General features: G+C 72.1%; 22 protein-coding genes and 1 pseudogene. 14 read left to right on the top strand and 9 right to left on the bottom strand.

The genetic code is table 11. From position 1 onward, the window contains the following. Nucleotides 1-28 precede the first annotated feature (28 nt). From ACQEU6_RS12685 to ACQEU6_RS12675, 3 genes are all read right to left on the bottom strand, one after another. A complete protein-coding gene (locus tag ACQEU6_RS12685; RefSeq protein WP_499331671.1) occupies nt 29-1285 on the bottom strand; it encodes a hydroxysqualene dehydroxylase in 1257 nt (418 codons plus the stop codon). Then, nucleotides 1234-1896 (bottom strand): FAD-dependent oxidoreductase, encoded by a 663-nt coding sequence (locus ACQEU6_RS12680; RefSeq protein ID WP_499331669.1) that lies wholly within the window; start codon nt 1894-1896, stop codon nt 1234-1236. The genes ACQEU6_RS12685 and ACQEU6_RS12680 overlap by 52 nt, the downstream gene beginning before the upstream one ends. Before the next feature lie 137 nt (nt 1897-2033). After that, entirely contained in the window at nt 2034-2645 is a 612-nt protein-coding gene (locus ACQEU6_RS12675; protein WP_499331668.1) for a TetR/AcrR family transcriptional regulator, read from the bottom strand. Between the two features lie 41 nt (nt 2646-2686). Here ACQEU6_RS12675 and ACQEU6_RS12670 point away from each other — a divergent pair, with 41 nt between their 5' ends. Beyond that, nucleotides 2687-4219, top strand: coding sequence for a flavin-containing monooxygenase (locus tag ACQEU6_RS12670; protein WP_499331666.1), 1533 nt, complete (start codon nt 2687-2689; stop codon nt 4217-4219). A gap of 10 nt (nt 4220-4229) precedes the next feature. After that, complete coding sequence (locus tag ACQEU6_RS12665) at nt 4230-5570, top strand: oxygenase MpaB family protein (RefSeq protein WP_499331664.1); 1341 nt, start codon at nt 4230-4232, stop codon at nt 5568-5570. 4 nt (nt 5571-5574) lie between these two features. On the opposite strand, the gene ACQEU6_RS12660 is transcribed toward ACQEU6_RS12665, so the two are convergent. The 3 genes and pseudogenes from ACQEU6_RS12660 to ACQEU6_RS12650 all read right to left on the bottom strand — a co-directional run. Continuing rightward, the gene (locus ACQEU6_RS12660) at nt 5575-6180 is read right to left on the bottom strand and encodes a TetR/AcrR family transcriptional regulator (protein ID WP_499331662.1); all 606 of its coding nucleotides are present in this window, start codon (nt 6178-6180) and stop codon (nt 5575-5577) included. A 73-nt stretch (nt 6181-6253) separates the two neighbouring features. Next, on the bottom strand, nt 6254-7045 hold the full coding sequence (locus ACQEU6_RS12655) for a DMT family transporter (RefSeq protein WP_499331660.1): 792 nt from the start codon (nt 7043-7045) through the stop codon (nt 6254-6256). A 73-nt stretch (nt 7046-7118) separates the two neighbouring features. Then, nucleotides 7119-7478 (bottom strand): annotated as a pseudogene (locus ACQEU6_RS12650) (MFS transporter); the annotation flags it as partial. A gap of 455 nt (nt 7479-7933) precedes the next feature. On the opposite strand from ACQEU6_RS12650, the gene ACQEU6_RS12645 reads away from it, so the two are divergent. After that, entirely contained in the window at nt 7934-8560 is a 627-nt protein-coding gene (locus ACQEU6_RS12645; protein WP_499331659.1) for a maleylpyruvate isomerase family mycothiol-dependent enzyme, read from the top strand. Between the two features lie 60 nt (nt 8561-8620). Here the strand turns inward: ACQEU6_RS12645 and ACQEU6_RS12640 are convergent, their stop codons facing one another. Both ACQEU6_RS12640 and ACQEU6_RS12635 read right to left on the bottom strand, forming a co-directional pair. After that, nucleotides 8621-8983 carry a hypothetical protein gene (locus ACQEU6_RS12640; RefSeq protein WP_499331657.1) on the bottom strand — a complete coding sequence of 121 codons (363 nt, stop codon included), beginning with the start codon at nt 8981-8983 and terminating at the stop codon, nt 8621-8623. Nucleotides 8984-9020: 37 nt separating this feature from the next. Beyond that, complete coding sequence (locus ACQEU6_RS12635; RefSeq protein ID WP_499331655.1) at nt 9021-9824, bottom strand: SAM-dependent methyltransferase; 804 nt, start codon at nt 9822-9824, stop codon at nt 9021-9023. 959 nt (nt 9825-10783) lie between these two features. Here ACQEU6_RS12635 and ACQEU6_RS12630 point away from each other — a divergent pair. The 8 genes from ACQEU6_RS12630 to ACQEU6_RS12595 are packed head-to-tail and all read left to right on the top strand — an operon-like array spanning nt 10784 to nt 17708. Next, entirely contained in the window at nt 10784-10927 is a 144-nt protein-coding gene (locus tag ACQEU6_RS12630; protein ID WP_499331653.1) for a hypothetical protein, read from the top strand. Further along, nucleotides 10924-11385, top strand: a complete 462-nt coding sequence (locus tag ACQEU6_RS12625) for a cupin domain-containing protein (RefSeq protein ID WP_499331650.1) — start codon at nt 10924-10926, stop codon at nt 11383-11385. The genes ACQEU6_RS12630 and ACQEU6_RS12625 overlap by 4 nt, the downstream gene beginning before the upstream one ends. Then, on the top strand, nt 11382-12665 hold the full coding sequence (locus ACQEU6_RS12620) for a beta-ketoacyl-[acyl-carrier-protein] synthase family protein (protein WP_499331648.1): 1284 nt from the start codon (nt 11382-11384) through the stop codon (nt 12663-12665). Before ACQEU6_RS12625 ends, ACQEU6_RS12620 begins: the two co-directional genes overlap by 4 nt. Next, nucleotides 12662-13987 (top strand): ketosynthase chain-length factor, encoded by a 1326-nt coding sequence (locus ACQEU6_RS12615; RefSeq protein ID WP_499331646.1) that lies wholly within the window; start codon nt 12662-12664, stop codon nt 13985-13987. The genes ACQEU6_RS12620 and ACQEU6_RS12615 overlap by 4 nt, the downstream gene beginning before the upstream one ends. A 1-nt stretch (nt 13988) precedes the next feature. Next, a complete protein-coding gene (locus ACQEU6_RS12610) occupies nt 13989-14267 on the top strand; it encodes an acyl carrier protein (RefSeq protein WP_499331644.1) in 279 nt (92 codons plus the stop codon). Next, nucleotides 14264-15769 (top strand): methyltransferase, encoded by a 1506-nt coding sequence (locus ACQEU6_RS12605; protein WP_499331642.1) that lies wholly within the window; start codon nt 14264-14266, stop codon nt 15767-15769. The genes ACQEU6_RS12610 and ACQEU6_RS12605 overlap by 4 nt, the downstream gene beginning before the upstream one ends. A 50-nt stretch (nt 15770-15819) precedes the next feature. Further along, nucleotides 15820-16524 (top strand): TcmI family type II polyketide cyclase, encoded by a 705-nt coding sequence (locus ACQEU6_RS12600; protein ID WP_499331640.1) that lies wholly within the window; start codon nt 15820-15822, stop codon nt 16522-16524. Further along, complete coding sequence (locus ACQEU6_RS12595) at nt 16521-17708, top strand: cytochrome P450 (protein WP_499331639.1); 1188 nt, start codon at nt 16521-16523, stop codon at nt 17706-17708. The genes ACQEU6_RS12600 and ACQEU6_RS12595 overlap by 4 nt, the downstream gene beginning before the upstream one ends. Before the next feature lie 32 nt (nt 17709-17740). On the opposite strand, the gene ACQEU6_RS12590 is transcribed toward ACQEU6_RS12595, so the two are convergent. Further along, nucleotides 17741-18586, bottom strand: coding sequence for an effector-associated domain 2-containing protein (locus ACQEU6_RS12590; protein WP_499331637.1), 846 nt, complete (start codon nt 18584-18586; stop codon nt 17741-17743). A 379-nt stretch (nt 18587-18965) separates the two neighbouring features. On the opposite strand from ACQEU6_RS12590, the gene ACQEU6_RS12585 reads away from it, so the two are divergent. The 3 genes from ACQEU6_RS12585 (at nt 18966) to fxsT (ending at nt 26329) form a co-directional block, all read left to right on the top strand. Next, entirely contained in the window at nt 18966-20543 is a 1578-nt protein-coding gene (locus ACQEU6_RS12585) for a VMAP-C domain-containing protein (protein WP_499340163.1), read from the top strand. Nucleotides 20544-20717: 174 nt separating this feature from the next. Continuing rightward, complete coding sequence (locus tag ACQEU6_RS12580; protein ID WP_499331635.1) at nt 20718-21875, top strand: AAA family ATPase; 1158 nt, start codon at nt 20718-20720, stop codon at nt 21873-21875. Next, nucleotides 21872-26329, top strand: a complete 4458-nt coding sequence (fxsT, locus tag ACQEU6_RS12575) for an FxSxx-COOH system tetratricopeptide repeat protein (protein WP_499331634.1) — start codon at nt 21872-21874, stop codon at nt 26327-26329. Before ACQEU6_RS12580 ends, fxsT begins: the two co-directional genes overlap by 4 nt. Nucleotides 26330-26457 lie beyond the last annotated feature (128 nt).

Raw genomic sequence — 26457 nt, 5'->3', positions numbered from 1 at the left:
GCGGCGGCTCACTGCGGGACTTCCCGGATCACGGCTTGGCCGGGTCGTAGAGGTCGAAGAAGTTGGCCTCGCCGCGGTCGAAGCGGCGGTCGTCGTCGTCGAAGAAGCCCTGGAACTCGTTCGGCTGGTAGAGCTTGAACAGCTTGGCCGGAGTGCCTGCGGCGCCGGAGGCGTCCAGGATGGCGTTGGCGGCCTTTCGCCCGGCCTCGTTGGCGCCCTCCATCGTCGCCAGGTTGATGTCGGCGCGGACGTAGTCGGAGGCCAGGAACAGGTTGGGCAGGGCGGTGGCGGCCTCCGGCCGGTGGTTCCAGGAACTGGGCCTGTTGATGAGCAGGGGTTCGTCGTTGGCGGGCTGCGGGGTCCCGTTCCCGGTGATGGCCGGGTCGATGAAGTAGGAGTGGATGTTGGCGTCGTTGAGGATGATCCCGTTCCAGGGAAGAGCCTTGCGGATCTGCGCGACGACCTCCTTGAAGATCTGGTCGGAGGTGCAGTCCCTGGCCGCCTTGCCGTAGAGGACGCCGGGCTTGTCCCAGGCGGAGAGGTCGATCGACAGGCACTCGTTGACCTCGCCGTTGCCGTAGGTCGTGCCGAACCTCTTCTTCCAGAACTGCGCCTGGCTGATCGAGGTCAGCGCCCACGGCTGACCGGCGTAGGCGACATGCCCCTTGGCCAGGTCGATCGGCTGCCGCAGGTAGATCATGATCCCGTTCATCCAGTCGGTCGTCAGCTCGCGCAGCGACCTCAGGCCCGGGTCGACGGTCAGGATCTGGTCGTTGAGCAGCGGCACGGCGCGCTCGACCGGCACCGCCAGCACGTAGTAGTCGGCGTCGACCGTGCCGGTGCCGGAGGCGCCGGTGATCTGCGCGCCGCTGATCTTCTTGTCCTGGACGTCGAGCCGCGTGAGCGTGGCGTCGGACTGGAAGGTCACGCCGAGCGACTTGAGGTAGGCCACCCACGGGTCGATGAGCGCCTCGTTGGTCGGGGCGTTCAGCAGCCGGTCGGGAGCCTTGTAGCCGCCCAGGCCGAGGGTGCTGTAGACCCACGCCTCGGCCATCAGGCCCATGGTGTGGGCGTTGGCCTTGTCGGGCTTGGCCGCCACGAGGGTACCGGTGAACATCTCCACCAGCAGTTCGTTGTAGGGCTTGGACATCTTCTCGGCGTGCACGAACTGGGAGAAGCTCATGTTCTCCCATTGCCGGTAGCGGCGCTTGGGCCCGCTGGTGACGAACGCGATCATCTTCTGGAGGAAGTAGCCGACCTCCACCGCCGGGACGGCGCCGACCACGTTGAGCGCGGTCTGGAGGAAGGCCAGCAGCGAGTCCGGGCTGAGCGTGCCGATGATGCTGCCCCTCGCCGGAAGGGTGAACTTGGTGCCCTTGTAGAAGGCGGCGACCTGATCACCGCGACCAGGTTCTCGAAGGCTCTGCCGCCGCCGGGCAGCGGAATCCGGGACATGGTGTCGGGGAGGTTCTGGTAGAAGCCGGGGAAGAACCGGAACCCGTGCTCGGCGGGCAGGTCCTGGCGGCCGCCGCCCGCGGTGTTCGGGACGGGCATGCTGCGGCACTTGCCGCCCCAGGCCTTGCGCTCGTAGACGGTCACCTGGAAGCCGCGCTCGGCCAGCTCGTGGGCGGTCGACAGGCCGCCCATCCCGCCGCCGAAGATCGCTACCCGGCGGCCGGCGGCCGCGCGGCCGGTCCGCGGGGCGCGGCGGGCGGCGGGCGCGGCGGCCCGGGCGGTCCCGGAGCCGAGGGCTCCGGCGGCGGCGACGGCTCCGGCGGCCGTGATCGCTCCGGTGACGAACCGGCGGCGGTCCAGCCCGCCTCCGGCGGCCGGCTGCCCGCTCCGAGCCGGCTCGCTGTGAGACGACGAGGTCTGCGATGGAGTCCTGTCCTCCACGGCGCACTCCTTGGGGGTGGTTGCTAACCGACACTCATGTCGGTTGTGGATGGCCCCTCACTATGAGGACGCCGCTGTGCGGCGTCAAGCCCCTCGTGTGACGCCGGTCCGGGGGAGCGCCGCGAGGCCGCGCGGGGTCACCGCGGCCGGCCGAGACCGTTCCACAGCAGCCTCACGACGCCTTCGACCAGCAGGGATCTGGGCATGTCGGGGTTGCGCTCCCACCACTGCGCCACGCCGTCCAGGCCGGTGATGATCAGCTCGACCATCGCCTCGGCGATCGGCTCACGGGGGTCGACGCCCATCGCGCGCATGTCGTCGGCGAGCAGGGAGGTCACCGCCCGGGCCCGGGACTCCCGGATGCCGTGGAGGACGATCCGGATCTCCGGATCGTCCTCGTTCGCGTGGTCGAACAGGAGTTTGCGCCCGGCGGACCCTGTTTCGGTAAAACTGAAATAGGCGTCGATGGTCGACCGCATTCGATCCTCGGCCGGTCCCACCGCGGTGATGCGAGCGCCGACGTGGCTCATCAGCGCCGTGTTCTGCTCCTGCATGACGGTCAGCAGCAGCCCGCGTTTCGAGGGAAAGTGGTCGTACAGCACCGTCCGGGCCACTCCGGCGCGGGCGGCGATCTCGCTCAGCGACGTCCCGTGGTACCCCTTGCCGGCGAAGAGCTCCAGCGCCGCGGCGGTGATGACCGCCCGCCGCGCCGGCCCCCGCATCCGCGTCCTGGGCGGATCCTTGGCCATGGTCTTGACTCCCGTCCCTCGGTGCCGCCACCCTAACCGACATGAGTGTCGGAAAAGCGCGACCGCGGCGAGAGGCGGGCGGACCCGGCGGGGCGGGTCCCCGCGCGGGGCGCCGCGCGATCTCGATCGCCGTCGTGGGCAGCGGGTTCAGCGGGATCGGGCTGGCCATCGCACTGAAGAGGGCCGGCTTCGAGGACATCACCATCTTCGACAGGGCCGGCGGGCCGGGCGGCGTCTGGCGCGACAACACCTACCCCGGCGCCGCCTGCGACGCGCCCTCCCACCTGTACTCCTACTCCTTCGAACCCAAGCCCGACTGGTCGCGCCGGTTCGCCGAGCAGCACGAGATCCTGGCCTACCTGCGGCGCTGCGCCGGCAGGTACGGACTGACCCCGCACTTCCGGTTCCGCACGACGATCACCGAGGCGCACTTCGACGCCGCGGCGGGACGCTGGCGCCTGCACACCGGCGACGGCGGGGTCCACGAGTGCGACCTGTTCGTCGCCGCGTGCGGGCAGCTGTCCAACCCGGCCGTGCCCCGCCTGCCCGGTCAGGACCGGTTCGGCGGGACGGCCTTCCACTCCTCCCGCTGGAACCACGACCACGCCCTGGACGGCAGGCGCGTCGCCGTCGTCGGCAACGGGGCCAGCGCCATCCAGTTCGTCCCCCTCATCGCCCCCGCCGCCGAGCATCTGACGATCTTCCAGCGGGAGGTCCACTGGATCAGCAGGAAACCCGACCGCCCCTACCCGCGCCGGCGGCACGCCCTCAACCGCCGCCTGCCCGCGGTGCAGCGGCTGTCGCGGCTGGGGATCTTCCTGTGGTTCGAGCTCGTCCTCAACCCCGCGCTGGTCTCGCCGCGAGGCCGCCGCGTCCTGTCGGCCCCCGTCCGCCTGCTGTGCCGGTACGCGCTCCGGTCGGTCCGCGACCCGCGGCTGCGGCGGCGCCTGACGCCCCGCTACGAGCCCGGGTGCAAGCGCATCCTCACCTCCAGCGAGTACTACCCGACCCTCAACCGGCCCGACGTCGCCGTGGTGGACAGCCCCATCGCCGAGATCACCCCTCACGGCGCCCGGACCGCCGACGGCGACCACCACACCTTCGACACCCTCATCTGGGCCACCGGGTTCCGCTCCCAGGACTTCGTCGCGCCCATGCGCGTCTTCGGCGCGCACGGGCAGGAGCTCAACGCCGCCTGGAAGGACGGTGCCCGCGCCTACCTCGGCCTGGCCGTCACCGGCTTCCCCAACTTCTTCCTCATGTACGGGCCGAACACCAACGTCGGGTCCGGCTCCATCGTCCACATGCTCGAAAGCCAGGCCGCCTACATCGTCCAGGCGGCCGGCCTCCTCGCCGAGGGCGCGACCTCGATGGACGTCCGCGCCGACGTCCTCGACCGCTTCGACGCCGCCGCCCAGGGGCGCCTGTCCGCCTCCGTCTGGAACCAGGGCGGCTGCGACAGCTGGTACCTCGACGCCGACCGCCGCAACACCAACAACTGGCCCGGCTCCATGACCGGCTACCGCCGCCGCACCCGCCGCCTCGACCCCACCGACTACCACCTCGAACACTGACGGGAGTTCGATGCCGAACAGCGGAGCAGCGGGCCGGCGGAACGCCGGCCGGCACCCCAACGACTACTACTACCGGCCGGGCATGGCGCTGCGCCCGGCGCCCGAGACCGCCGTCGCCTCCCCGCTCTGGCTGACCGAGCCCCACATCGAGCAGTTCTCACCCTGGATCCCGGTGCGCGCCGAGCCCGTGCGGACGCCGCTGACCCGGTTGTTCGACGACCACCGCTGGCAGGGCGACGAACTGATGGACGCCCTCGTCCTCGCCTTCACGGAGATCGGGATGTCACGCGGCCGCCGCATGCTCGACCAGGCCCTCGACCACGGCATCGGCGCGGTCGCCGATCCGCCGCCGGCGCTCGTCGGACTCTTCGACCGACTGGACCACCCTCCGGAATGGTTCGACCCCGCCGCCTGGGAGCGGGGCCGCCGACTGTGGATCAACGCGTCCCTCGCCGGAAAGACGACCATGATGCTCAGCGACGCCATGGGGACGTTCGTCGGCGCCGAGGTGTCGTCGGCGACCGGTCAGACCCGCAGGTTCCTCGCGGACTTCCGCCGCCGCGAGCTGGAGACCGTCACCTGGTTCCACGACGTCACCCGCCCCGGGGGCGCCGATCGGCGCTCCGGGGTCTTCAAGAGCATCGTCCGGGTCAGGCTGATGCACGCCCAGGCCCGGCTCGCCCTGCGGGGGATGTGGGGGGACGAGCACTTCGCCCGGCACGGCAACCCCGTCTCCAACGCCATGACCATGGGCGCCGCCGTCACCTTCGGGCTGCTCCCGCCGCTGTTCGACCACGCCCACGGCCGGCGGATCACGTCGGCCGACCTGGACGACGTCATGCTGTACTGGGCTTACATCGCCCACCTGATGGGCGTCGCCGACGAGCTCGTCCCCCGCGACGCCGTCGAGGGCCTGCGGATGGCCCACCACATGATCCTCACGGCGGGCGGCCCGACGGAGTGGACCGACATCACGGTCAGGGCCGCCTGCGACCACCTGCTGAGCGGCAACCCGGTGCTGCGCCGCCTGCAGATCCGGGCCTCGGCCCCGCTGCTCGGCCTGGTCTCGGCCCTCACCGGCGAACCGCTCGTCCGGGCGCTGCTCCGCGCCTCGCCCCTCGCGACCCTGCGCCTCGAACCCTGGCAGTGGATCGCCGGGCGCCTCGTCCGCCTCAACGTGACGGCGCGCCGCGTCGGTGACCGCCTGCCCGGCGCCCGCCGCAGGATGGACGCCCGGACCCGCCACGGCGACGCGTGGCAGCGGCGGGGCGTCGCCCTGGCGTCCAGGCTCGCCGCCCGGTCGGGGGTCTCCGGCACCCCCTACGACCACCATGACACGAGCGTGGGCTGAGCGCTCACTCGCCGAGCCCGGTCCACAGCAGCCGCATCGCGCCCTCGACCAGCATGGACCTGGGCATGTCGGGGTTGCGCTCCCACCACTGCGCCACCCCGTCCAGCCCCGAGATGATCAGCTCGACCATGGCCTCGGCGATGGGTTCGCCGGGCTCGACCCCCACCGTGCGGACGTCGTCGGCGAGCAGCGCCGTCACCGCGCGGGTCCGCGACTCGCGGATGCCCTGCCGGACGATCTGTACCTCCGGATCGTCCTCGCCGGTGCGGTCGAACAGCAGGCGCCGGGCGTCGGGACGGCTCTGGGCGAAGCTGAAGTAGGCCTCGACCGTGGACCGCATCCGGTCCTCGGCGGTGCCGGAGGCCCTGATGCGGGCCCCCACGTACGCGATCAGCGACGCGTTCTCCTCCTGCATGACGGCCAGCAGCAGCACGCGCTTGGACGGGAAGTGGTCGTACAGGACCGTGCGCGCCACCCCGGCGGCCGCCGCGATCTCACCGAGGGACGCGCCGTGGTACCCCTTCCCGGCGAAGACCTTCACGGCCGCCGCCGTGATCAGGGCCCTGCGGGCCGGCGCCCGCAGCCGCGGCTTGGGACCGGCGTCGGCCATCGTTGCAGTTCCTCCGTCGGACGGTGGACGCCCATTATGGCCCCGCGGCGGAGAACGGCTACCGCTGACCCGCTTAGGAGGGCGAGCGGGCGGCCCGTCCGGCGTCGGGCGGCCCGCGTCGGGCGCCCCGGGCCGCCCGGCGCCGCGTGCCCCGGACGCCTCGGGCCGGCCGCGCGGGGTCCGCGGCGGCGAGCAGGACGCCGGCGCCGCCGAGCACCAGGCCGGCGATCACGAGCGGGTGCAGCGCCTGGCCGGTGACCAGCCAGGCCAGCAGCGCCGTCACCGACGGGGTCAGGAAGAACACCGTGCTCACCCGGGTCGCCGAGGAGCGCGACAGCATCCTGTTGAGCAGCAGGAACGCCGCGACGGAGTTGACGAGCACCATCCACGCGACCGACCCCCCGAACGCCGTCCAGTCCGACACGCGCGGGGTCTCCAGGGCCAGGCTGAGCGGGCCGACGGCCGCCGCGCCGACGAGGACCTGCGTCGCGGTCCCGGTCCGGACGTCCATGTCGGGGACGAAGCGCTTCTGGTAGAGGGTGCCGAGGCTGAGCCCGGCGAGGCCCGCCAGGCACAGCGGGACGCCCCAGGCCGACAGGCTCACCCGGTCGGCGACCGCGAGCACCACGCCCGCCGCGCCGAGGGCGAAGCCCAGGGCCTGCCGCCGGGTGACGGCCTCGCCCAGCAGCCGGGCCGCCAACGCGATCACCACCGGGTTGAGTCCCTGGACGAGCGAGATCACGGCCGCCGGGTAGTGCAGGGCGAGGGCGGTGTAGAAGCAGCCGAACTGCACCGCCTGGATGAGCAGGCCCGTGACGGCGACGTGCGCCAGCGCCCGCCCGCGCGGCCACCGGGCCCGCGTCACGAGTGAGTACGCGGACGACCGCCGAGCCCACCGACCACCGCCAGATGTCGGCCCCGACGTCGAGCTTGTAGAACAGCAGCGTGAGCGCGAGGTTGGTGGTCGTCGCCACGTACCAGACGCCCTGCCAGAAGTTGAGCCTGCCCTTGAGCGAGGACGGGGTGTACTCGGCGAGCAGCGCCATCGCGACGGCGAAGTCGATGCCGTAGGCGACGCCCACCAGGGCCCGCCCGGCGAAGACGGTCTGGAAGTCCGAGCCGACCGCCGTGAGGATCGCGCCGATCCCGAAGATGACCTTCGTCATCAGCAGGGGTCTGATCCGGCCGATCCGGGCGGCGAGCCAGCCGCCGAAGGGATTGGAGACGATCGCGATGGCCGGGGCCATCGCGGTGAGCACGCTGACCTGCGTGGGCGACAGGTCCAGCTGCTCGACCATGGGGGACAGCCCGGCGCCGAGCGCCGCGTTGGAGTAGGCGTCCAGGAACAGGCCCGACAGGGCCAGGAACCAGATCCAGTTCGCACGGCCGCGCAAGCTCGTGAGGGTGTCGATGAGTCCGGCCGCGTCCGCCGCGCTGCGGATGACCGCCGTTCTCGTGCTCGCAGGGCCGTCGTTCATGCCCGCCGCCTTTCGGGGGTTGAAACCCTTGCCAGCGGTCCGGGAATGACAAAAGGCACAGACGAAGACCACTGACAGGGGTGTCTTCGTCTGTGCCTGTCGGTTGACGGGAGGTTAGGCGGGGCCGCTCCGGTGTGTCAAGCGCCACAACCCCCGCTCGGCGGGCGCGGCCCGTCCGTGAACCCGCAGGCCAGGGGCCTCCGCTCGCCGAGCGATGAGTTTTCGCCGGGCCGCGGGTCCTCATTGCGGACCCGCCCGCGACCGAAGGGGAACCCGTGAAGAACGATGTGTGGCCGATGGTGCACGCCGAGCGTGCGGCCTTGATCGACGATCTCTCGCACCTCGACGCCGGGCAGTGGGAGGAACCCTCGCTCTGCGACGGTTGGACGGTGCACGACGTGGTGGCGCACCTGGTCGACACGGCCCGCACGACCCGTCTCGGCTTCGTCCGCCGCCTCGCCCAGGCGCGCTTCGACTTCGACCGGCAGAACACGCAGGGGGTGGAGCGCGAGCGCGGCGCCTCACCCCGGGAAACGCTGGACCGGTTCCGCCAGGTGGCCTCACGGACGTCCACCCCTCCGGCGGCGCTCGACAGCCGCCTGGTGGAGGAGGTCGTCCACGGCGAGGACATCCGCCGGCCTCTGGGCCTCGTCCACGCCTACCCGCAGGAGGCCGTCGTCAGGTCGCTCCGGTACCAGGCCCGCACGCCGGCGTCCTTCGGCGGGGCCAAGGAACTGACGGCCCGCCTCCGCCTGACCGCGACGGACGCCGACCTCGTGATCGGAGACGGCCCGGAAGTGACCGGACCGGCCCTCGCCCTGCTCCTGACGATCTCCGGCCGCCGCACGTCCCTGAACGAGCTCACCGGACCGGGCGTCCCCGCCCTGACGACGTCCGCCTGACGCACCGCGTCCCTTGTGATCACACGGCGACGACCGGGACGCGGCCTCGCGCGTGTCCGGTCAGCGGAGGGCTTCGACGAAGCGGAGCGCCAGCGGCTCGGCGGGTATCAATCCCGTTCTCACGGCGTCGACGTAGTCCTTCGCGGCTCTCAACCCCAGAGGGGTCTCCTGCCGGACGAACTTCGCCGCGTCCTTCCACCTGCCCACAGCGATCATCGTGCGCGCTTTGGCCTGGACGTCGGCCGGGACCGTCCGGGCGTACGCCTCCCCCTTGAGGCCGTCCACGTAGTCCTTGGCCTCTTTGAGTCCCAGGCCGGCGGCCTGCCGGATCAGCCTGACGGCGGGAATCACGTCGCCTTTCGCGACCAGGGCGACGGCCTGCGCCCTGGCCTCGGGCATGACATACGGGACGAACGGGTTCACTGAATCGCTCCTCCTCGCAGGGGGCCGGAGGCTCCGCCTAGCTCTTGCGGCCTATGCCGCCGTACATGTGGACGTGGGCGTCGGGGACTTCGGAGGCCGCGCGGTCGGGGTGCCAGTGGTGGACGGGCACGACGCCGGGGTCGAGGATCTTCAGACCGTCGAAGAAGCGCTCCACCTCGGGCTTCGTGCGCGCCACCAGGGGGATGCCGTTGGCGTTGTAGGCCGCCACGCCCGCGGCCACCTCGTCCGGGGCGCTGTCGGCGGTGCAGGTCGACACCGCCAGGATGCTGCCCGGGGCCAGCGGTTCCATGAGGCGGTCGATGATCCGCTGGACTTGCGCGTCGTCCGGGATGAAGTGCACGATCGCGATCAGGCTGAGCGCCACGGGCAGGCTCAGGTCGAGGGTGCCGCGCAGGTGGCCGGACCCCAGGATCGCGTCGGGGTCGAGGAAGTCGGCGTCCAGGTAGGTGGTCCTGCCCTCCGGCGTGCTCGTGAGCAGGGCGCGGGCGTGCACCAGGACGATCGGGTCGTTGTCGACGTAGATGATCCGCGATTCCGGCGCGACGGACTGGGCCACCTCGTGCAGGTTGGGCGAGGTGGGCAGCCCGGTGCCGATGTCGAGGAACTGCCGGACGCCGAACTCGGCGGTGAGGCGGCGGGCCATGCGCGCCATGAAATTCCGGTTGGCGCGCATGGACTTCGGCAGGTGGGGCCAGTCGGCGACGATGTTCGTCGCGGCCTCGCGGTCCGCCGGATAGTTGTCCTTGCCGCCGAGAATGTAGTCGTAGACCCGGGCGGAATGGGGGATCCCGGTATTCAGGTCCACCTGGTCCTCGGTCATCGCCGGCCCCTCGATCGTCACGCCTGCAGCCCAAGATCACTCTAGGGGCCCCGCCGGCGTTCGTGGCGCGGATCACCTGTAACGGTGAGCGACCGGGGCCGGACGGGCATCCCGGGGCGGGTCGGTCCGCGATCCGCGGCCGAGCCCTGGGCGTCGATCGGGAGGCGGTCCCGGCGGAGTCGATCCGCTCGTGGGGTGGAGCGGGCATGTGCTGCGGCACCGGTCGGCGCTGCCCGGCGGACGCCGCCTCCGGCGCGTGCAATTCGTGGGCAGGGCCCGGTGCGACGGCGGCCGCCCGGCCGAGGCGGGCGAGGCCCGGACGGCGGCGGGCGTGCCTATTCGGCCGCCTGATCGGCGCGGACTCGACCCTCCGTCATCGCCTGTGGAGCCGCTTCGAATAATGAAGCGGAAACCGGCTGCTCCCGCAGTTCCGCTCCCGTGTTGTTCGTGTCATCGAATGTTTCCGGAACAGGGAAATGTTTTCGGATCGGTTCCTGTTCCATTGGCGGCCGGTGTGCTGCGGCGAAGGCTTCTCGGCAGGTCAGGGGCGATGATCCTCTTTGTTGTGATCGGCGACGCCTTCGGCGGCACGGCCGGCGAAGTCTCGCTTACCTGGCGAGACGCCTAGGGAAGACATAGCGGGTGATCGGGTCAAATCGGTCCCTTTTCGATGGCGGGGCGCCGTGATGGTGCACTCGGTCCGGATTTCAGAAGAACTGCGTCCGAGGATCTCGCAAAAATCTACCTTTGCCTTGCCATTGATCGTTTTTCATTGGCTATAAAGAAGAGAGTCCGTGCGGTTCTCTGAAAGGAGCGAACCCGGATCGAGCGCGTGCTTCCCCCGCCCGGGAAGGCCCCGACACGACGCTCAGCACCGATCTCCCAAGGCGTACCGGTCGCTCTCGGCTGCCGAGCAGGACGAGCGCGGCCACCGCCGGCCAGGAAGGACGCAACCCCCAATGATCCGCACCCCCATGCTCCTCGAACCGCGCGCCGCCGAGCCGTGCGGCGCCCCCGGCCGCGACGGCCCGCGGGCCGGGTCGGCGGCGCCGCCCGTCCCGGGCGGCCCGGCACCGGCCGGAGAGCGGGGCGAGGGAACGTGACCGCTCTCGAAGCCGTCAAGGTCCGCGCCCGCGAGGTCGAACCGAACCACCGGCTCGGCGGCAGCATCCGGATGCTCCTGTCGCCGGGCACGGCCCGGACGACGGCGGGCCTCATGGCGCTCCTGGAACTCCAGCCGGGGGAGCGGGTCAGCGAGCACTACCATCCGTACACCGACGAGCACGTCTACGTCTCCGACGGGCGGCTCGTCCTGACCGTCAACGGCGCCGAGCAGGCCGTGGAGGCCGGGGAGTCGGTGCTGATCCGCCGCGGCGCCCGGCACCGCTACGAGAACCGCGGCGACCGGCCGGCGACGGCCGTGCTGTTCCTCGGGCCGCTGGCGCCGAGCCCCGACATGGGGCACGTGGAGACCGCGGAGCCGGCCGGCGACGGGCCGCCGCCGTCGGTGGACACGGCGCCGTCGGTGGACACGGCCGCGGGCGCGCGGGAGCCGGCGTGAGCGGGAGGCCGGCCCGCCCCGTGGCGATCACCGGGATCGGGGTCCTGACGCCGGGCGCTCCGGGCACGAGCGGGTTCTGGGAGACCGTCACCGGCGGCAAGCCCACCTTCCGCACGATCACCGCGTTCGATCCGGGGCCGTACCGGTCCCAGATGGCGGCGGAGATCGACTTCGACGCCGCGCGGCACGGGCTGACGCCCCGGGAGCGGCGCCGGATGGACCGCGCCGCCCAGTTCGCCCTCGTCACCGCGCGGGAGGCCCTGGCCTCCTGCGGCCTGCGGTCCGGCGACCTCGACCCGTCCCGCACCGGCGTGGTCGTCGGCAGCGCGGTCGGCTGCACCGTCTCGCTCGAACGCGAGTACAGCGTGGTCAGCGACAGCGGCCGGCTCGCCGTGGTCGACCCGTCCTACGGCTCGCCGCACCTGCCCGACTACCTCGTCCCGGCGTCCCTGGTCCGCGAGGTCGCCTGGGACGTGGGCGCGGAGGGGCCCGCCTGCATGGTGTCGACCGGATGCACCTCCGGGCTGGACGCCGTCGCGCACGGCGTGGAGATCATCCGTGACGGCGCCGCGGACGTGGTGCTGGCGGGGGCGTGCGAGGCCCCGATCTCCCCGATCACGGTGGCCTGCTTCGACGCCATCCGGGCGACGTCTCCGGACAACGACGAGCCCGAGCGCGCCTGCCGCCCCTTCGACGCCACCCGGGCGGGGTTCGTGCTCGGCGAGGGCGCGGCGATGCTGGTGCTGGAGGACGCCGCGGCGGCCCGTGCGCGCGGGGCGCGGGTGCACGCGGAGATCCGCGGCTTCGCGTCCCGCAGCAACGCCTACCACATGACCGGGCTGCGGCCCGACGGGGCCGAGATGGCCGCGGCGATCAGAACGGCGCTGGACGAGGCGGACGTGCCCGCGGAAGGCGTCGACTACATCAACGCGCACGGGTCGGGCACCAGGCAGAACGACCGCCACGAGACGGCCGCGTTCAAGGTCGCGCTCGGCCCGGAGCACGCCTACCGGCTTCCGGTCAGCTCCATCAAGTCGGTGGTGGGGCACTCGCTCGGCGCGATCGGCGCGATCGAGGTGGCGGCGAGCGCGCTGGCGATCGAGCACGACGTCGTCCCGCCCACCGCGAACCTCCGGTATCGCGATCCCGAATGCGACCTGGACTACGTCCCGGTGACGGCGCGCGAGCAGCGGGTCGACACCGTGCTCACGGTCGGCAGCGGGTTCGGCGGCTTCCAGAGCGCGATGGTGCTCAGCGCCCCGGGACGGTGGCCGGGATGACCGGCGCCGCCGAGGACGACCAGGCGGTCATCACCGGGATCGGCGTGGTCACGCCGAGCGGCCTGGGCGCCGACCGGCACTGGGAGGCGACGCTCACCGGCCGCGTCGCGATCGGGCCGATCACCCGGTTCGACCCGAGCGGCTACCCGGCGCGCCTCTCCGGCGAGGTCCCCGGGTTCGTCCCGCGCGACCACCTCCCGGGACGGCTGCTGCCGCAGACCGACCGCCTCACCCAGCTGGCGCTGACCGCCGCCGGGTGGGCGGTCGCCGACGCCGGGCTGGCGCCGTCCCCCGAGGAGTCGCTGCGGTACGGCGTCGTGCTGGCCAACTCGGCCGGAGGGTTCGAGTTCGGCGAGAACGAGCTGCGCAAGCTGTGGTCGATGGGGCCGAAGAAGGTCAGCGCGTACCAGTCGTACGCCTGGTTCTACGCGGTCAACACCGGCCAGATCTCCATCCGGCACGGGCTGCGCGGCCCCTGCGGCGTGCTGGTCAGCGGTCAGGCCGGCGGCCTGGACGCGATCGGGCAGGCGTGCCGCGTGCTGCGCAAGGGCGCCGACGGCGTGCTGACCGGGGGGTTCGAGGCCCCGGTCTGCTCGTGGGGGGTGACCGCGATGGCGGCCGGCCGGCACGCGCCGACCGCTCCGGAGCTGTCCGGGGGCGACGACCCCGCGACCGCCTACCGCCCCTTCGCCGCCGGCGCCTCCGGGCATGTGATCGCCGAGGGCGGCGCGATCCTCGTGCTGGAGCGCGAGCGCCACGCCCGCGCCCGCGGCGCCCGCCACCGGTACGGGCGGGTCGCCGGGTACGCCGCGACGATGGACCCGCCGCCCGGGTCGAGCCGCCCGGCGACGCTGCGCAACGCCGCCGCGCTCGCGCTCGCCGACGCGGGCCTCGCCCCGGAGCGGATCGACGTGGTGTTCGCGGACGCCGCGGGCAGCGCCCTGCGCGACCGTGCCGAGGCCGAGGCGCTCACCGGGCTGTTCGGCGCCGGCGGCGTGCCGGTGACCGCGCCCAAGGCGATGACCGGGCGGATGTCGGCGGGCGGCGCCGCCGTCGACGTCGCGACCTGCCTGCTGGCCATGCGCGACGGGATGATCCCGCCGACCGCCGACGTCCGGCCCGATCCGTCCTACGGACTCGACCTGGTCACCGGGCGTCCCCGCCCCGCCCGCATCGACCACGCGCTGATCCTGGCGCGCGGCGAGGGCGGGTTCAACAGCGCCCTCGTCCTGGCCGCCTGCCCGCGCGGCGCCGCGTCCGCGGCCGGTCCACGCGACGAGCGGGCTCCCCGTGCCCTTCCCGGAACCGAACCCAGGAGCTGACATGGCCGAAGAAGGCCCGATAACCCTGACCGACCTGGTGACCGTCCTGCGCGCCTGCGCCGGCGAGGACGACGGCGTCGACCTCGCCGGCGACATCGCCGACCGCGCGTTCACCGACCTCGGCTACGACTCCGTCGCGATGATGGAGGTCTCCGCGCGGATGGTCGAGCGCTTCGGCCTGCGGCTCGACGAGGACAGGCTGTTCGAGCTGGGGACCCCCGCCGAGATGCTCCGCTGCCTCAACCAGGCCGCGGCCGGGGACGGGGAGGTCCGGTCGTGACCGTGAGCACCGACAACCAGATCCTGGTCGACGCGCCCATCGAGCTGGTGTGGGAGCACACCAACGACGTGGCGGGCTGGCCGGGCCTGTTCACCGAGTACGCCGACGTGGAGATCATCGAACGGGACGGCCCCTCGGTGGTGTTCCGGCTCACCACCCACCCGGACGAGCAGGGCAACGTCTGGTCGTGGGTGTCGCGGCGCACCCCCGACCCCGAGACCCGCACCGTCCGCGCCCACCGGGTGGAGACCGGGCCCTTCGCGTTCATGAACATCCGCTGGGAGTACCGCCAGCAGGCGGCGGGCGTGCTCATGCGGTGGACGCAGGAGTTCGCGATGAAGCCCGACTCGCCGATCGGCGAGGACGCGATGCGCGACCGCATCAACCGCGGCACCGTCGAGCAGATGGCGCACATCAAGGCCGTCCTGGAGGAGCGTGCCCGCAAAGCCGCCGGCGACGGCGGGTCCGTCGACTACGGGCCCGGCGACATCCACGCGCAGCGTCTGCTGTATCTGACGTGCGGGATGCGGCTGGCCGCGGTGGTGAGCACGCTGGCGGAACTGGGCATCGCGGATCTGACCGCGTCCGGGCCGCGTACCGTCGCCGACCTGGCCGAGGCCACCGGCACCGTGCCGGACGCGCTCCACCGCCTGCTGCGCTGCGCCGCCTCCGTCGGGATCCTGGCGGAGCACCAGGACGGACGGTTCGCGAGCACACCCCTGGGCGGAGGCCTGCGCGCCGACGACCCCTACAGCCTGCTGCCCCTGGTCCTGCACAGTGCGAGGTCGTTCGTGACGAAGCCGTTCGGGGCGCTGGCGCACAGCGTCCGCACCGGCGAGCCCGCGACCGTCCCGACGCTCGGCACCGACATCTGGCGCTACTTCGAGGACAACCCCGACGACGGCGACCGCTTCGACCGCACCATGACCACGCTCGGCCGCTGGGAGACCGAACGGCACCTGGACGTCGTCGTGCCCGAGCGCTTCAACCGGATCGCCGACGTCGGAGGTGGCCAGGGCCACTTCCTCGCGGCCGCGCTGCGGCGCGCGCCGGACGCTTCGGGCGTGCTCTTCGAACGGCCGTGCGCCGTCAAGACCGCGGCGGACGTGCTCGACGCCCAAGGGGTCGCCGAGCGCGTCACCTGCGTCGCCGGCGACTTCTTCACCGACCCGCTGCCCGGCGACTGCGACGCGTACGTGCTCAAGGCCGTCCTGCACAACTGGCCGGACGAGCGGGCCGCGGATCTGCTGACCGCGGTGCGCGCGGCGATCGGGGACCGCCGCGAGGCGCGGCTGTTCATCGTCGAGCACGTGGTGGCGGAGGGGAACCGGTGGGACCACGCGAAGTTCCTCGACCTCGACATGCTCGTGCTGTTCGGCGGCCGGGAGCGGGGGGCGGGGGAGTGGCGCCGGCTGCTCGCCCGGTGCGGGTTCGCGCTGGTCGGCCGCCCCCGGGAGGGGCACTGGACCGTCCTGGAATGCCGCCCTGTGGAGACCGCGTGACCGGGCGCCGGTGACCCGGGCCCCCGATCCCGACGTCAAGGAGGACGAGCATGCTTTTTCAGGCCCCGCCCCCGACCCACCGGGCGGTCATGATCCGAAAGATCGAGCCCGGTGACCGGGACGCGGTGGCGGCGGTGTTCCGCGAGCACGACCGCACCGACCTGCCCCGCCGCATCGGCGTCACGCGCCGCACCCTGCTGACCTTCCACGACCTGTACATCCACCTGGTCGAAGGGGACGCGTCGTTCGAGAAGGCCCTGTACGCCGCGGGCGACGACCCGGGGTTCCGCGAGATCAACGCCAGGCTCGCCACGCTGCTCGTCCCGTACGACCGGGACCGCCCGGCCATGCGCCAGGCGCAGGCCGAGGAGTTCTACCACTGGTCGGACGGCGGGCCGCAGGCGACGTACCGGCTGCTGCTGGAGATCCGCGTGGACGCGGCGCGCGGCGCGGAGTTCGAGCGGACCTGGCGCCGGGTGGCCGCCGTCGCCGCCCGCCACCCCGGGCACGTCACCCAGTCGCTGTCGCGCGACGTCGCCGACCCCGGCACCTACCACCTGATCAGCGACTGGACCGACCAGGACTCCCATGAGCGCTTCCTCGCCTCACCGGGGCACCGGGAGCTCGCCGCCGCGCTCCGCGGCCTGGACGCCGAGGTCCGCGCGACCCGCTCGCGCGTCAGCGCCTGCCACACCGGCCCGGCCGCGGACGACCGGGCCGCCGAGGCGTCCACGACCGGGCGGGAGGAGCGGTGAACGAGCCGACGGACCTGGACCTGGGGGACGACCGGTCGCCGTCCCCGCCGCTGATCAACGACGTCCGCACCCCCGGCCCCGCCGCCCGCGTGCGGATGCTGTCGGGCGACGTCGGATACGTGGTGACCCGGGCGGCCGAGGCGCAGCACGTGCTGTGCGACCCGGCCTTCAGCAGCGCCGCGACGTTCCTGCCCCGCACGCCCGCGGAACCGCGGGAGCCGGTCGGCTCCAGCCGGGTCCTGTTCGAGATGGACCCGCCCGAGCACACCCGCCTGCGGCGGGCGGTCGCCCAGGCGTTCAACCGCCGCCGCGTCGAGGCCATGCGGGCGGGCATCGCGGAGGTCGTCGACGGGCTGCTGGACGAGATGGCCGCGGGCGGGCCGCCCGCCGACCTGGTCCACGCCCTGTGCGCGCCGCTGCCGCTCACCGACATCTGCGAGCTGCTCGGCGTCCGGCGCGAGGACCGCGACTCCTTCCGCGGCTGGGCCGAGACGATCATGGCGCTGCGCGGCCCCTCCGCGGAGGAGATCGACCGCGCCCGCGAGGCGATCCGGCGCTACTTCGTCGGCCTTGTCGCGGCCCGCCGCGCCGAACCGGCCGACGATCTGGTGGGCGAACTGCTGGCCGGGCGCGACGGCGAGGAGCGGATCACCGAGGCGGAGCTGGTCAGGCTCGCGATCACCCTGCTGATCGCGGGGCACGGGCCCACGATGAACCAGCTGGCCCGCTGCGTGTACGCCCTGCTGGCGCGCCCCGAGATGTACGCCGCGCTGCACCGCGACCCGGAGCTGGTGGCGACGGCGGTGGAGGAGCTGCTGCGGACGGTGCCGTCGGTGCCGGTCGGCACCCCGCGCCTGGCGCTCCGGGACGTGGAGGTCGGCGGCGTGCCCATCCCCGCCGGCAGCACGGTCGCGGTGTCGGCGCTCGCGGCCAACCACGACCCGGCCCTGTTCACCGATCCGGAGGTGACCGACCTCGGCCGCGTCGACAACAAGCACCTGACGTTCGGCTACGGCCCCCACTTCTGCGTCGGCGCCCAACTCGCCCGGACCGAGATGCGGACGGCCCTCGCCGCCCTGGTGCGGCGCTTCCCCGACCTGCGCCTGGCCGTCCCTCCCGAAGCGGTCCGATGGCGGACGGACTCCCTGTTCCACGGCCCCTTGGAGCTGCCCGTGACCTGGTGACCCGCTCGGCGGAGACGGCTCGGGCGCCAACGTCAGGAGGCGCGCCCGGTCAGCCTCGCGACCGTGTCGTCCAGTGCTTGGACCTGCAATGACTCCCCGGCGTAGGCGTGGACGAGCGCGAGGAACTCCTGGAGGCCGCCGGGGAACTCCGAGCACGTCCGGACGATCGAATGGACGTCCAGATGGGGCTGCGTGCGGCGCGGCACGCGGATCGCGATCTCTTTGCGCAGGGCGTCCACGATCTGCTGGCGGCCCTCGGCCGTCGTCAGCAGCGGGATGTCCATGAGCCGCTCGACGATCTCGAAGAGGGCGGGCAGAGCGGTGACGTCCGCCTGGTCCGGCGCTTGGCGCGCGTCCAGGCCGGGAGCGGGCGGCCCGCTGGCCGGAAGCGGTCCCACCCGGGCGGGCGTGTTGGCGCCGTCCCCCGTGGCCTCCGGCGGCCGCGCGGTGCGGACGCTGAGCCAGGCGGTGGTCTCGGTCTCCTTGAGACGTACCTCGATCGGCCGGAACTCCGTGGGGTCGATGGCGCCGCGGCCCTCCCGGATCACCTCGCGGTAGAACTCGTCGGACGCCAGCACCCCCAGGTCGGCCGGCACCGCGGCGAGCGCCTCCTTGAAGGACGGCGCGTCCAGGAGCCGGTTGACGTGGTTGACGGAGGTGCCGACGATCCCTTCGGAATCCGATTCGAGCGGCCCGCTGTGGAGCGCGATCCGCAGCCGCATCCGGGCGTGTTCGGCGGCCAGCCCGTTGTGCCTGCGGAGGGAGCCGCGCAGGTGGTCGGGCAGCGGGTGGGCGAGGCGCGCCGGGTCGTAGGACGGCGGCAGCACGACGATGACGCCGTCGCCGCGGTCCTCCTGGTAGCAGCCCTCGAGGGGCATGCCCGACGCCTCGAAACAGCTCCGGAGGGCCTCGTATAAGACGGCTCGCAGATGGCTTTGAACGTGGTCGGCGCGTTTGCCGAAACTGATGATGTCGCAGACGAAGAGCGTGCAATGACCGGTCGGGGTCCAGCCTGTCCCCGCTTCGCCGGAGCCGTTCCGCATGACCTCTGATGCCCCTTGAACGATTGGATTGCCCCCAAGGGTGCACGCATGACGCTCGCCCCGGCAAGTAGGGTGCCGGTCGGCGGCTCCCGCAAATGGGCGCTCCTTGTGGTGATGTGGTGAATCCCATTGTGTCCGGCGACGCAGAACGCCCCGGCGGCCGCGGCCTACATTGGCTGGCGGAACGGCCGGGGGCGGGGAGGCGGTGACGCGCATGGCGGACGAGGAGACGAGGTCGCCCGCCCTGGTGCCCCCGGCGCCGCTGTCGCTGGGGTACGCGCAGGAGCAGGTCCTCGCGGAGCAGACCACCGCCGACATCGTCGCGCTGCTCTTGGACATACCGGATATGCGGGAGGCGGCCGCCCGCTCCATCGTCCTCCATTACATCAGCGAGCACGTGCGGGCACCGGTGCTGCTGCCGGATCTGCCGCAGCCGAGGTACTACCTCTACCATCTCGTTCTCGCCTGCCGGGAGATACCCGACGGCCTGCAGTTGCTGGTCCGCGCGATCGAGTTCGTGGCCGGGCCGACCGCGGCCGTGGCCCACCTGAAGCGGATGCTGAGCCCGGTCCGCGCCCACCTGGAACCGGTCGTCGAGACCCAGATCGAGGACCTGCTCACCGGTCTGCAGATACCTTCCCTCACCCGCCTTTACGTGGCCGCCACCGGAAACGGCATCGCCACTGTGCCGTTCCGGCTCACCGACGCATGGGACGCGTTCTCGGCGCTTCTCGACCACAACACGGCGCCCGGGAAACCCTCGCCGCACCTGATATTCGTCGCGATGCTGCTGCAGACCATGCACACACGGCAGACCGCGGGAAGCGCGGGAAGCGAGGAGGCATGGCGTCTCAAGAGGCTGCGCGATTGGCTGGCGCTGCAGACGGAGCGGCTGCGCGGCGCGGGCGACGTCGCCCAGGCCGATTATCTCGACCGTATGCGCGACCGTTCCGGGGTGCTCGCGACGCGCGCCGACAAGCCCATCTACCTCATCATCCAGCTCGAACCGCTCCCGGAACTCGGCGAGGGCGAGCTCCAGTGCCGACTGTCGCACTGGCGGCAGATACACCCGCTCGAATGGCGCCCCGAGCCGGGGGAGGACAAGGTGGTCCCCCTGAGTGCGGTGCGCGAGCACGTCGGCGAGCTGATCCACGATGCCGAGCGCGGCTGGGCCTACGAGCTCGACGACTCCCTCGTGCTGGAGTTCGTGCTGCCGCTGGACATGATCAATCTCGATGTGGACCAGTGGACGCGCGACGCCTCGGAGACGCCGGACCCGCCGCAGCTCGGCGCTGAGTACGAGATCCTCGTCCGGAGCCAGGAGCGGCTGCGCGCGTTCGGCTTCCACCGCGCCTGGCGCCAGCGCTGGCAGGTGCTCGTCGACGCCGTCGACGGCCTCACCTACTGGGCCGCCGCGGAGGACCCCGGCCACCCCCGTCCGATGGGGGACCGGCTGCTGAGCAGCCGCGAGATCGTCGCGTGCGTGCTGAGCGGCCCGCCCGACCGCGAGCCCGGCCGCAGCGAACTCTGGAAGGCGCTGCGCGCGGGGGTGCCGGTGGTGCTCTGGCACCGGGAGGATCGGCTCGCTTCGGAAATGCGGGAGGCGGTGCGGCAGGTCGTCGATCGTCCCGACATCAGGGCCCTGCCGACCGACATCAGACGGCTCCGGGGAAGCGCGCCGTCCGATGACCAGAATGGTCGCTCTGCTCTGGAGGTAACCCTCCTATGGGACGACCCGAATCACTTTCTGGACGATGTTCGTGCACTTCGGGCTCCGGCTGCCCGAATGTGACGGTTGACGCGTTGTGACCCATGAACGGGACACAACGTCGTTTGTAGCCCGTCCAAGTCTTGCGAATCATCGACCCGAAGGGGATGCTCGACCTAAGGTGGCCCTCACCGGTTCTGCCCGAGTTCGACCCTCCATCGCAAGAACCCATAGCCACACCAGAAGGGGACATCGTCGATGGCCGCTGACGAGCCGCCCGAGGTCCCTTACCCTGGTGACGCGCCCATTCCCGCCGGCCCGGGGGACACCGCCCCGGACGCCCGCGCCGCATGGTGGATCTACCGCGGTACCGGGCGCCCACTGCCGGAAGGGCGGTTCGCCGCGGCGCTGCCCCCGCCGCCCCCGTGGCGCGCCTTCGACGGCGGTCCGCCGCTCCCGCCTCCGCCCGCCGACGAGCGCGACCTCGTCCGCCGGCTCGGACCCGTCAGCGCGCGGCCGCGACCGGCCGACCCCGCGGAGGTCGACGCCGTCAACGCGGCGCTGTTCCTGCGGAGGCCGCTTCTGGTCACCGGAGACCCGGGCGTCGGGAAGTCGACCCTCGCCTACCGGATCACCCGCGAGCTGGGACTCGGCCGGGTGCTGCGCTGGCCCATCGGCAGCCGGAGCACGCTGCGCGACGGACTCTACGAATACGACGCGATCGGCCGGGCGCAGGATGCCGCGACCGGCCGCGGAACGCTCGCGCGCCGGGCCGGGGAGTTATCCGGCGCACCCGTGGAGGGCGATCCGGATGCCGCCGCGCCGACCGACGCCGGGGTGGGGCACTACCTCAGGCTCGGCCCGCTGGGCACCGCGCTGCTGCCCCATGAGCTGCCCCGTGTGCTCCTCATCGACGAACTCGACAAGAGCGACATCGACCTACCGAACGACCTTCTCGACGTGTTGGAGGAGGGCGAGTACGGAATTACCGAGCTCTTCCGGGTGAGCGCACGCGAACCCGTGGTGAAGGTCCACACCGCCGATCTGGACGGCACGGCCGAGATCGTGCGGGGGAGAGTGCGCTGCCGGGCGTTCCCGATCGTGGTCATCACCAGCAACGGCGAGCGCGAGTTCCCGCCTGCCTTCCTGCGTCGGTGCCTGCAGTTCTCCATGAGAGAGCCCGACGAGACCCGGCTCGCCGACATCGTGGCGGCGCATTTCGCGGAGCGGTCCGACGAGCGCACCCGGCGCCTGGTCCGCAGTTTCCTGGAGCACCGCAGCAGCCACCGCGGGCTCGCCGCTGACCAGCTGCTCAACGCGGTCTATCTCGCGACCTCCGGCGCACGCGACCCCGACACCGACTGGGAGCGGCTCCTGGATCTCATCTGGCAGCGGTTGGAAGTGGCGCCTGAGTGAGTGAGCGGACCGGAGAGTCGACGGCGCGAGGCGCGGGACGTCCCGACGCCCCGGCCGGCCATCCCGTTTGGCGCGAGGTCTCCGACGCTGTCTGGCTGGCCGCGCAGATGAACGCGGCGGCCCTCGCGGCGGGCCGCGAGGGCGATCCCGCCGCGGCGCGCGCACCCCGGGCGGAGCGACCAGGGCCGGCGAGCGGTGAATCTTCTGGCGACGACCGCGCGGGGCCTCCGGACGGCGACGGGCTGGACGGCACGTCCCGCCCCGCCAGCGCGGGGCAGGCGACGCCGCCCGGCGCGGCCGGGACACCGCCGCCGGGTTTCGGTACGCTCCGAGGGGAGGACCCGCCGGATCCGCTGCGGCATCGTGCACCGGGCCTGAACGGACACGCCGCGTCCCCGCGCCTCCACCTCCCCGTGCGGAGCGACCCGTTCGCCGGGGTGCGGCCTCTGGCCGACCGTCGCCGCTTCGAACAGGCGCTCCGCCCCTTCAAAAGGGCGGTCGAGTCCCGCCGGGGCGAGGTGGAACTGGACGACGAGGCGACCGCGGTCCGCGCGGCTCAGGACGGACTCTGGCTGCCCCAGACGCGGCTCGTCCCCGAACGCTGGCTCGATCTCGACGTCGTCGTGGACGACGGCCGCCTGGCCGCGCTCAACCGGCCGACGACCGACCGGTTCATCGACTGCCTCGGGGCCGTCGGCGCCTTCGGGATGATCCGAACGCACCTGCTCGAAACCGACACCGGCGAGACCGGGCCCCTGGCGCTGCGCGGGCCGGGGCCGCTGGCCGCCGCGCGTGCGGCCGAGGGACTCACCGCCCGGGGAGCCCGCGACCGGCGGCTCGTCTTCGTGCTGACGGACGGGATCGGAGACGCCTGGCACTCGGGAGCCGCCCAGCGGCTGCTGGCCCGGTGGGGCCGGCAGGCCCCGATCGTGGTGATCAACCTGCTCGCCCGGCGCCAGTGGCGGCGCACGGGCCTCACCACCCGGCCCGCCAAGCTCTACGCGGCGCGTCCCGCGGTCGCTAACCGCCTCTACCGGGCGCGCTACCCCGCGCCGCCGCTCTTCGGCGGCCCCGACGTCGAGGCCCGGCACGCGGACCGCTCGCACGTCCATGTGCCCGTGATCGAACTGGACCCCGGGCAGCTCGCCGGCTGGGCGGGGTTCGCGGCGGCGCGCCGCGGCGACTGGTACGGTGCGGTCGCCGTCTGCGGAGCGCCCCCGGAACCCTTCCCAGCGCCGGACGCGGCGGACATCGAGGAGGCCCCGCCCGCGGAGGCGTCGGCGCCCGAGATCGTCCGGCGGTTCCGGGCGGCCGTGAGCCCGACCGTGTACGCGCTGGCGGTGCATCTGGCCGCGGCGCCCCTGAACGCTCCCGTCATGCGACTCGTCCAGCGCACCATGCTTCCGGAGTCGCGGCCCTCGGACCTGGTCGAACTGGTGGGCAGCGGGCTCCTGCACCGGGTCGGGCCGGCGGCGGACGCGCGGGACGAGGTCGCCTTCGACTTCGCACCCGGGGTCCGCGATGAACTCCTCGCCGGGGGGCGCCGTTCTGACACGACCCGGGTTCTGACGACGGTGGCCCGGCATCTGGGCGACCGCATCGACGGGCTCCGCGATCTGGCCGGATTGGTCACCGCTCCGGAGCGCGGTGAAATGCCGGAAATAAACGCTGAACTCGTGCCGTTCGCCGTCCCGGTCCTTCATGTTTTCAAGGCTCTCGCGGGTCCCTATCTCAGGCCGGCCAGAGCACTGGACGCCGAACTCCACGGCAAGGTTGGCCACTTCTATGGCAAAATGCAGAATAGAGCCGTGCGGGATGCGGGAAGGACTCGCTCCATGCAGTCGCTGGACATCGCCGCTCTCGACGCGCTCACCGGACCTGAGGACATTGTCAAGGCCCCCCACCTTGGAGTCGGTGTGACAGTTCGAGATATCCCGGAGAAAGTCGGGCGCAAGGCCGACGAGCCGCCGCCCGTCTGGGGAAATGTACCTCCCCAGAACATCAGTTTCACTGGACGGGAAGAGTTGCTGGAGCGACTCCATGAGCGTCTTTCACAGGGAACGACGGCGGTCCTGCCCCAGGCTCTGCACGGAATGGGCGGAGTCGGCAAGTCCCAGATAGCCATCGAGTATGTTTATCGCCATATGGCGGATTATGACGTTATCTGGTGGATCAGATCGGAACGGCCCGGCCAGATCCAGCAGGACCTCGCCGAACTGGCCGCCGAGCTCGACCTGCCGGTCAGCCAGGAGGTCAACGTCGCGGTGCCGGCCGTCCGCGAGGCGCTGCGCCTCGGCCGCCCCTACCGCAACTGGCTGCTGGTCTTCGACAACGCCGAGGAGTTGCAGGACGTCCGGGACTTCTTCCCGACCAACGGTCCGGGCAAGATCCTCGTCACCTCCCGCAACCAGGAGTGGACGAAGGTCGCCAACTCCCTGGAGGTCGACGTCTTCGCCCGGGAGGAGAGCAAGGCGTTGATCCGGCTCCGGGGGCCCGAGCTCGCCGACGCCGAGGCGGACGAGCTCGCCGAGGTACTCGGCGACCTTCCGCTGGCGATCGCCCAGGCCGGGGTCTGGCTCGCCGAGACGGGCATGCCGGTCGACGAGTATCTGCAGCTCTTCCGGGAGAAGCACGAGAAGGCGACCGAGCTGCTGTCGGACGCCGCGCTGGTGGCCAACGAGCTTCCGGTCGCCGCGGCGTGGAACGTCTCGCTGGACCGCCTGCGGACGAGCGACCCCGCGGCTCTCCGGTTGCTCCAGGTCTGCGCGTTCTTCGCGCCGGAGCCCATCTCGCTGCGGATGCTGTCCGGCGCGCGCAACGTCGACGGCCCTCCCGAACTGATCGAGGCCCTGGGCGACCCGGTCAGACGAGGGCGTGCGATCCGCGCCATCAACCGGTACGCGCTGGCCAGGATCAGCCACAAGCACAACACGATCATGCTGCACCGGCTGGTGCAGCGGGTCCTCGTCGGGCAGATTCCGCCCGAGGAAGCCGAGGAGCTGCGCCGGTGCGGCTACCAGCTGATGGCCAACTTCGACCCGCGCGACCCGGCGCTGCCGGCCAACTGGCGGCGCTACGCCGACCTGCTGCCCCACGTCCACTACTCGGGCGTCGTCGGCTTCGACGACCCCTGGACGCGCCGGCTCGTCCTCAACGAGATCGACTTCCTCTTCCAGTGGGGCGACCACCGGGGCTTCCTCGAACTGGCCGAAGCCGCGGTCAAGACCTGGACGGAGATGCTGGGCGAGGGCAACGAGCAGGTTCAGGAGGCCATGCTCCACCTCGGCCGCGCCCTTCGCCTCCAGGGGCGGTTCGAGGAGGCGTACGGCCATCACCTCCGGGTCCGCGACCTGCGCGCCGAAGAACACGGTGAGGACGACGAGCGCACGATCGAGGCGCAGCGCTTCGTGACGGTCGACCTGCGTTACCTGGGGCAATTCCAGCAGGCCCTCGAATACGACAAGCGCTCCTTCGAGGTCCTGCGCCGCATGTACGGCGACGACGACCCGACGACGCTGCAGCAGGCTCATCTCTACGCCATCAGCCTCCGGCTCAACGGCGATTTCCAGGCGGCGTGCGATCTCGATCGGCAGACCTACCGGCACCTGATCAACATCTTCGGCGAGAACCACAGCCGGACCCTGTCGTCCTTGGCGGCGATCGCCGTGGACGAGATGGAACTGGGCCACTTCGACGTGGCGAGGGATCTCACGCGGCAGCATGCGCAGCGTCTGGAGTCCGCGTTCGGCAGCAGCTTCGCCGGTCTCGCCGAGAGTCTGACGTCGTTCTCCGTCATGGAGCGCAAGGCGGGCGACCACGAACGCGCCCTCCACCTCTCCACCGAGGCGCTCGAACGCTACAACGAGCGGTACGGGGGCTACCACCCGGGCTCGATCTCCGCCGCGCTGAACCACGCGGTGAACCTGCGCCAGATCGGCAGGCTCGGCGACTCGATCCACCTCGCGCGCGTGACGGCGCAGAACTTCCTGCGCATGTTCGGCCCCGACCACCCCAACACGCCGAGTGCGAACATCAACCTCGCGGTCGCCCTCCGCCTGAACGGGCAGCTCGAAGAGGCCAAGAAGCTGGACGAGACGGCGCTGGAGATCCTGACCAGGGTTCTCGGCATCGACCATCCGCGCAGCATCGTCTGTGCGATCAACCTGGCCAGCGACCACTACGCCATCGGCAATTTCTCCGAGGCCGCGGAGAGGGACCGGGCGACGCTGGAGCGGGTGCGACGCGTCCTCGGAGAGGAGCATCCCACCTCGCTCGCCTGCATGCTCAACCTCGGGCTGGACCTGCGCGCGACGGGCGAGGAGCAGGAGGCCGACGCGTTGACGGCACGGGCCATCGACGGCATGCGCAGGGTGCACGGTCCTCAGCATCCCGCCACCACGGCCGCGCAAGAGGGAACCCGCGCGGACTGCGATATCTATCCGATTCCGGTCTGAGCCGAAACTGAACAAGGGACCGTAAGTGGCTCGCCCTCAGGTTCCGCGCTTCTGACCGGAGCCTGTTTCGATGCTGGTCAAGTTGGGTAGAAGTAAAGTTCGGCATCGCGCACCGATGGGCGTAAAAG

The sequence above is a fragment of the Spirillospora sp. CA-108201 genome (genome assembly GCF_050936235.1).
Classification (GTDB): domain Bacteria; phylum Actinomycetota; class Actinomycetes; order Streptosporangiales; family Streptosporangiaceae; genus Spirillospora.
This window is presented reverse-complemented; position numbering and strand designations above follow the sequence as displayed.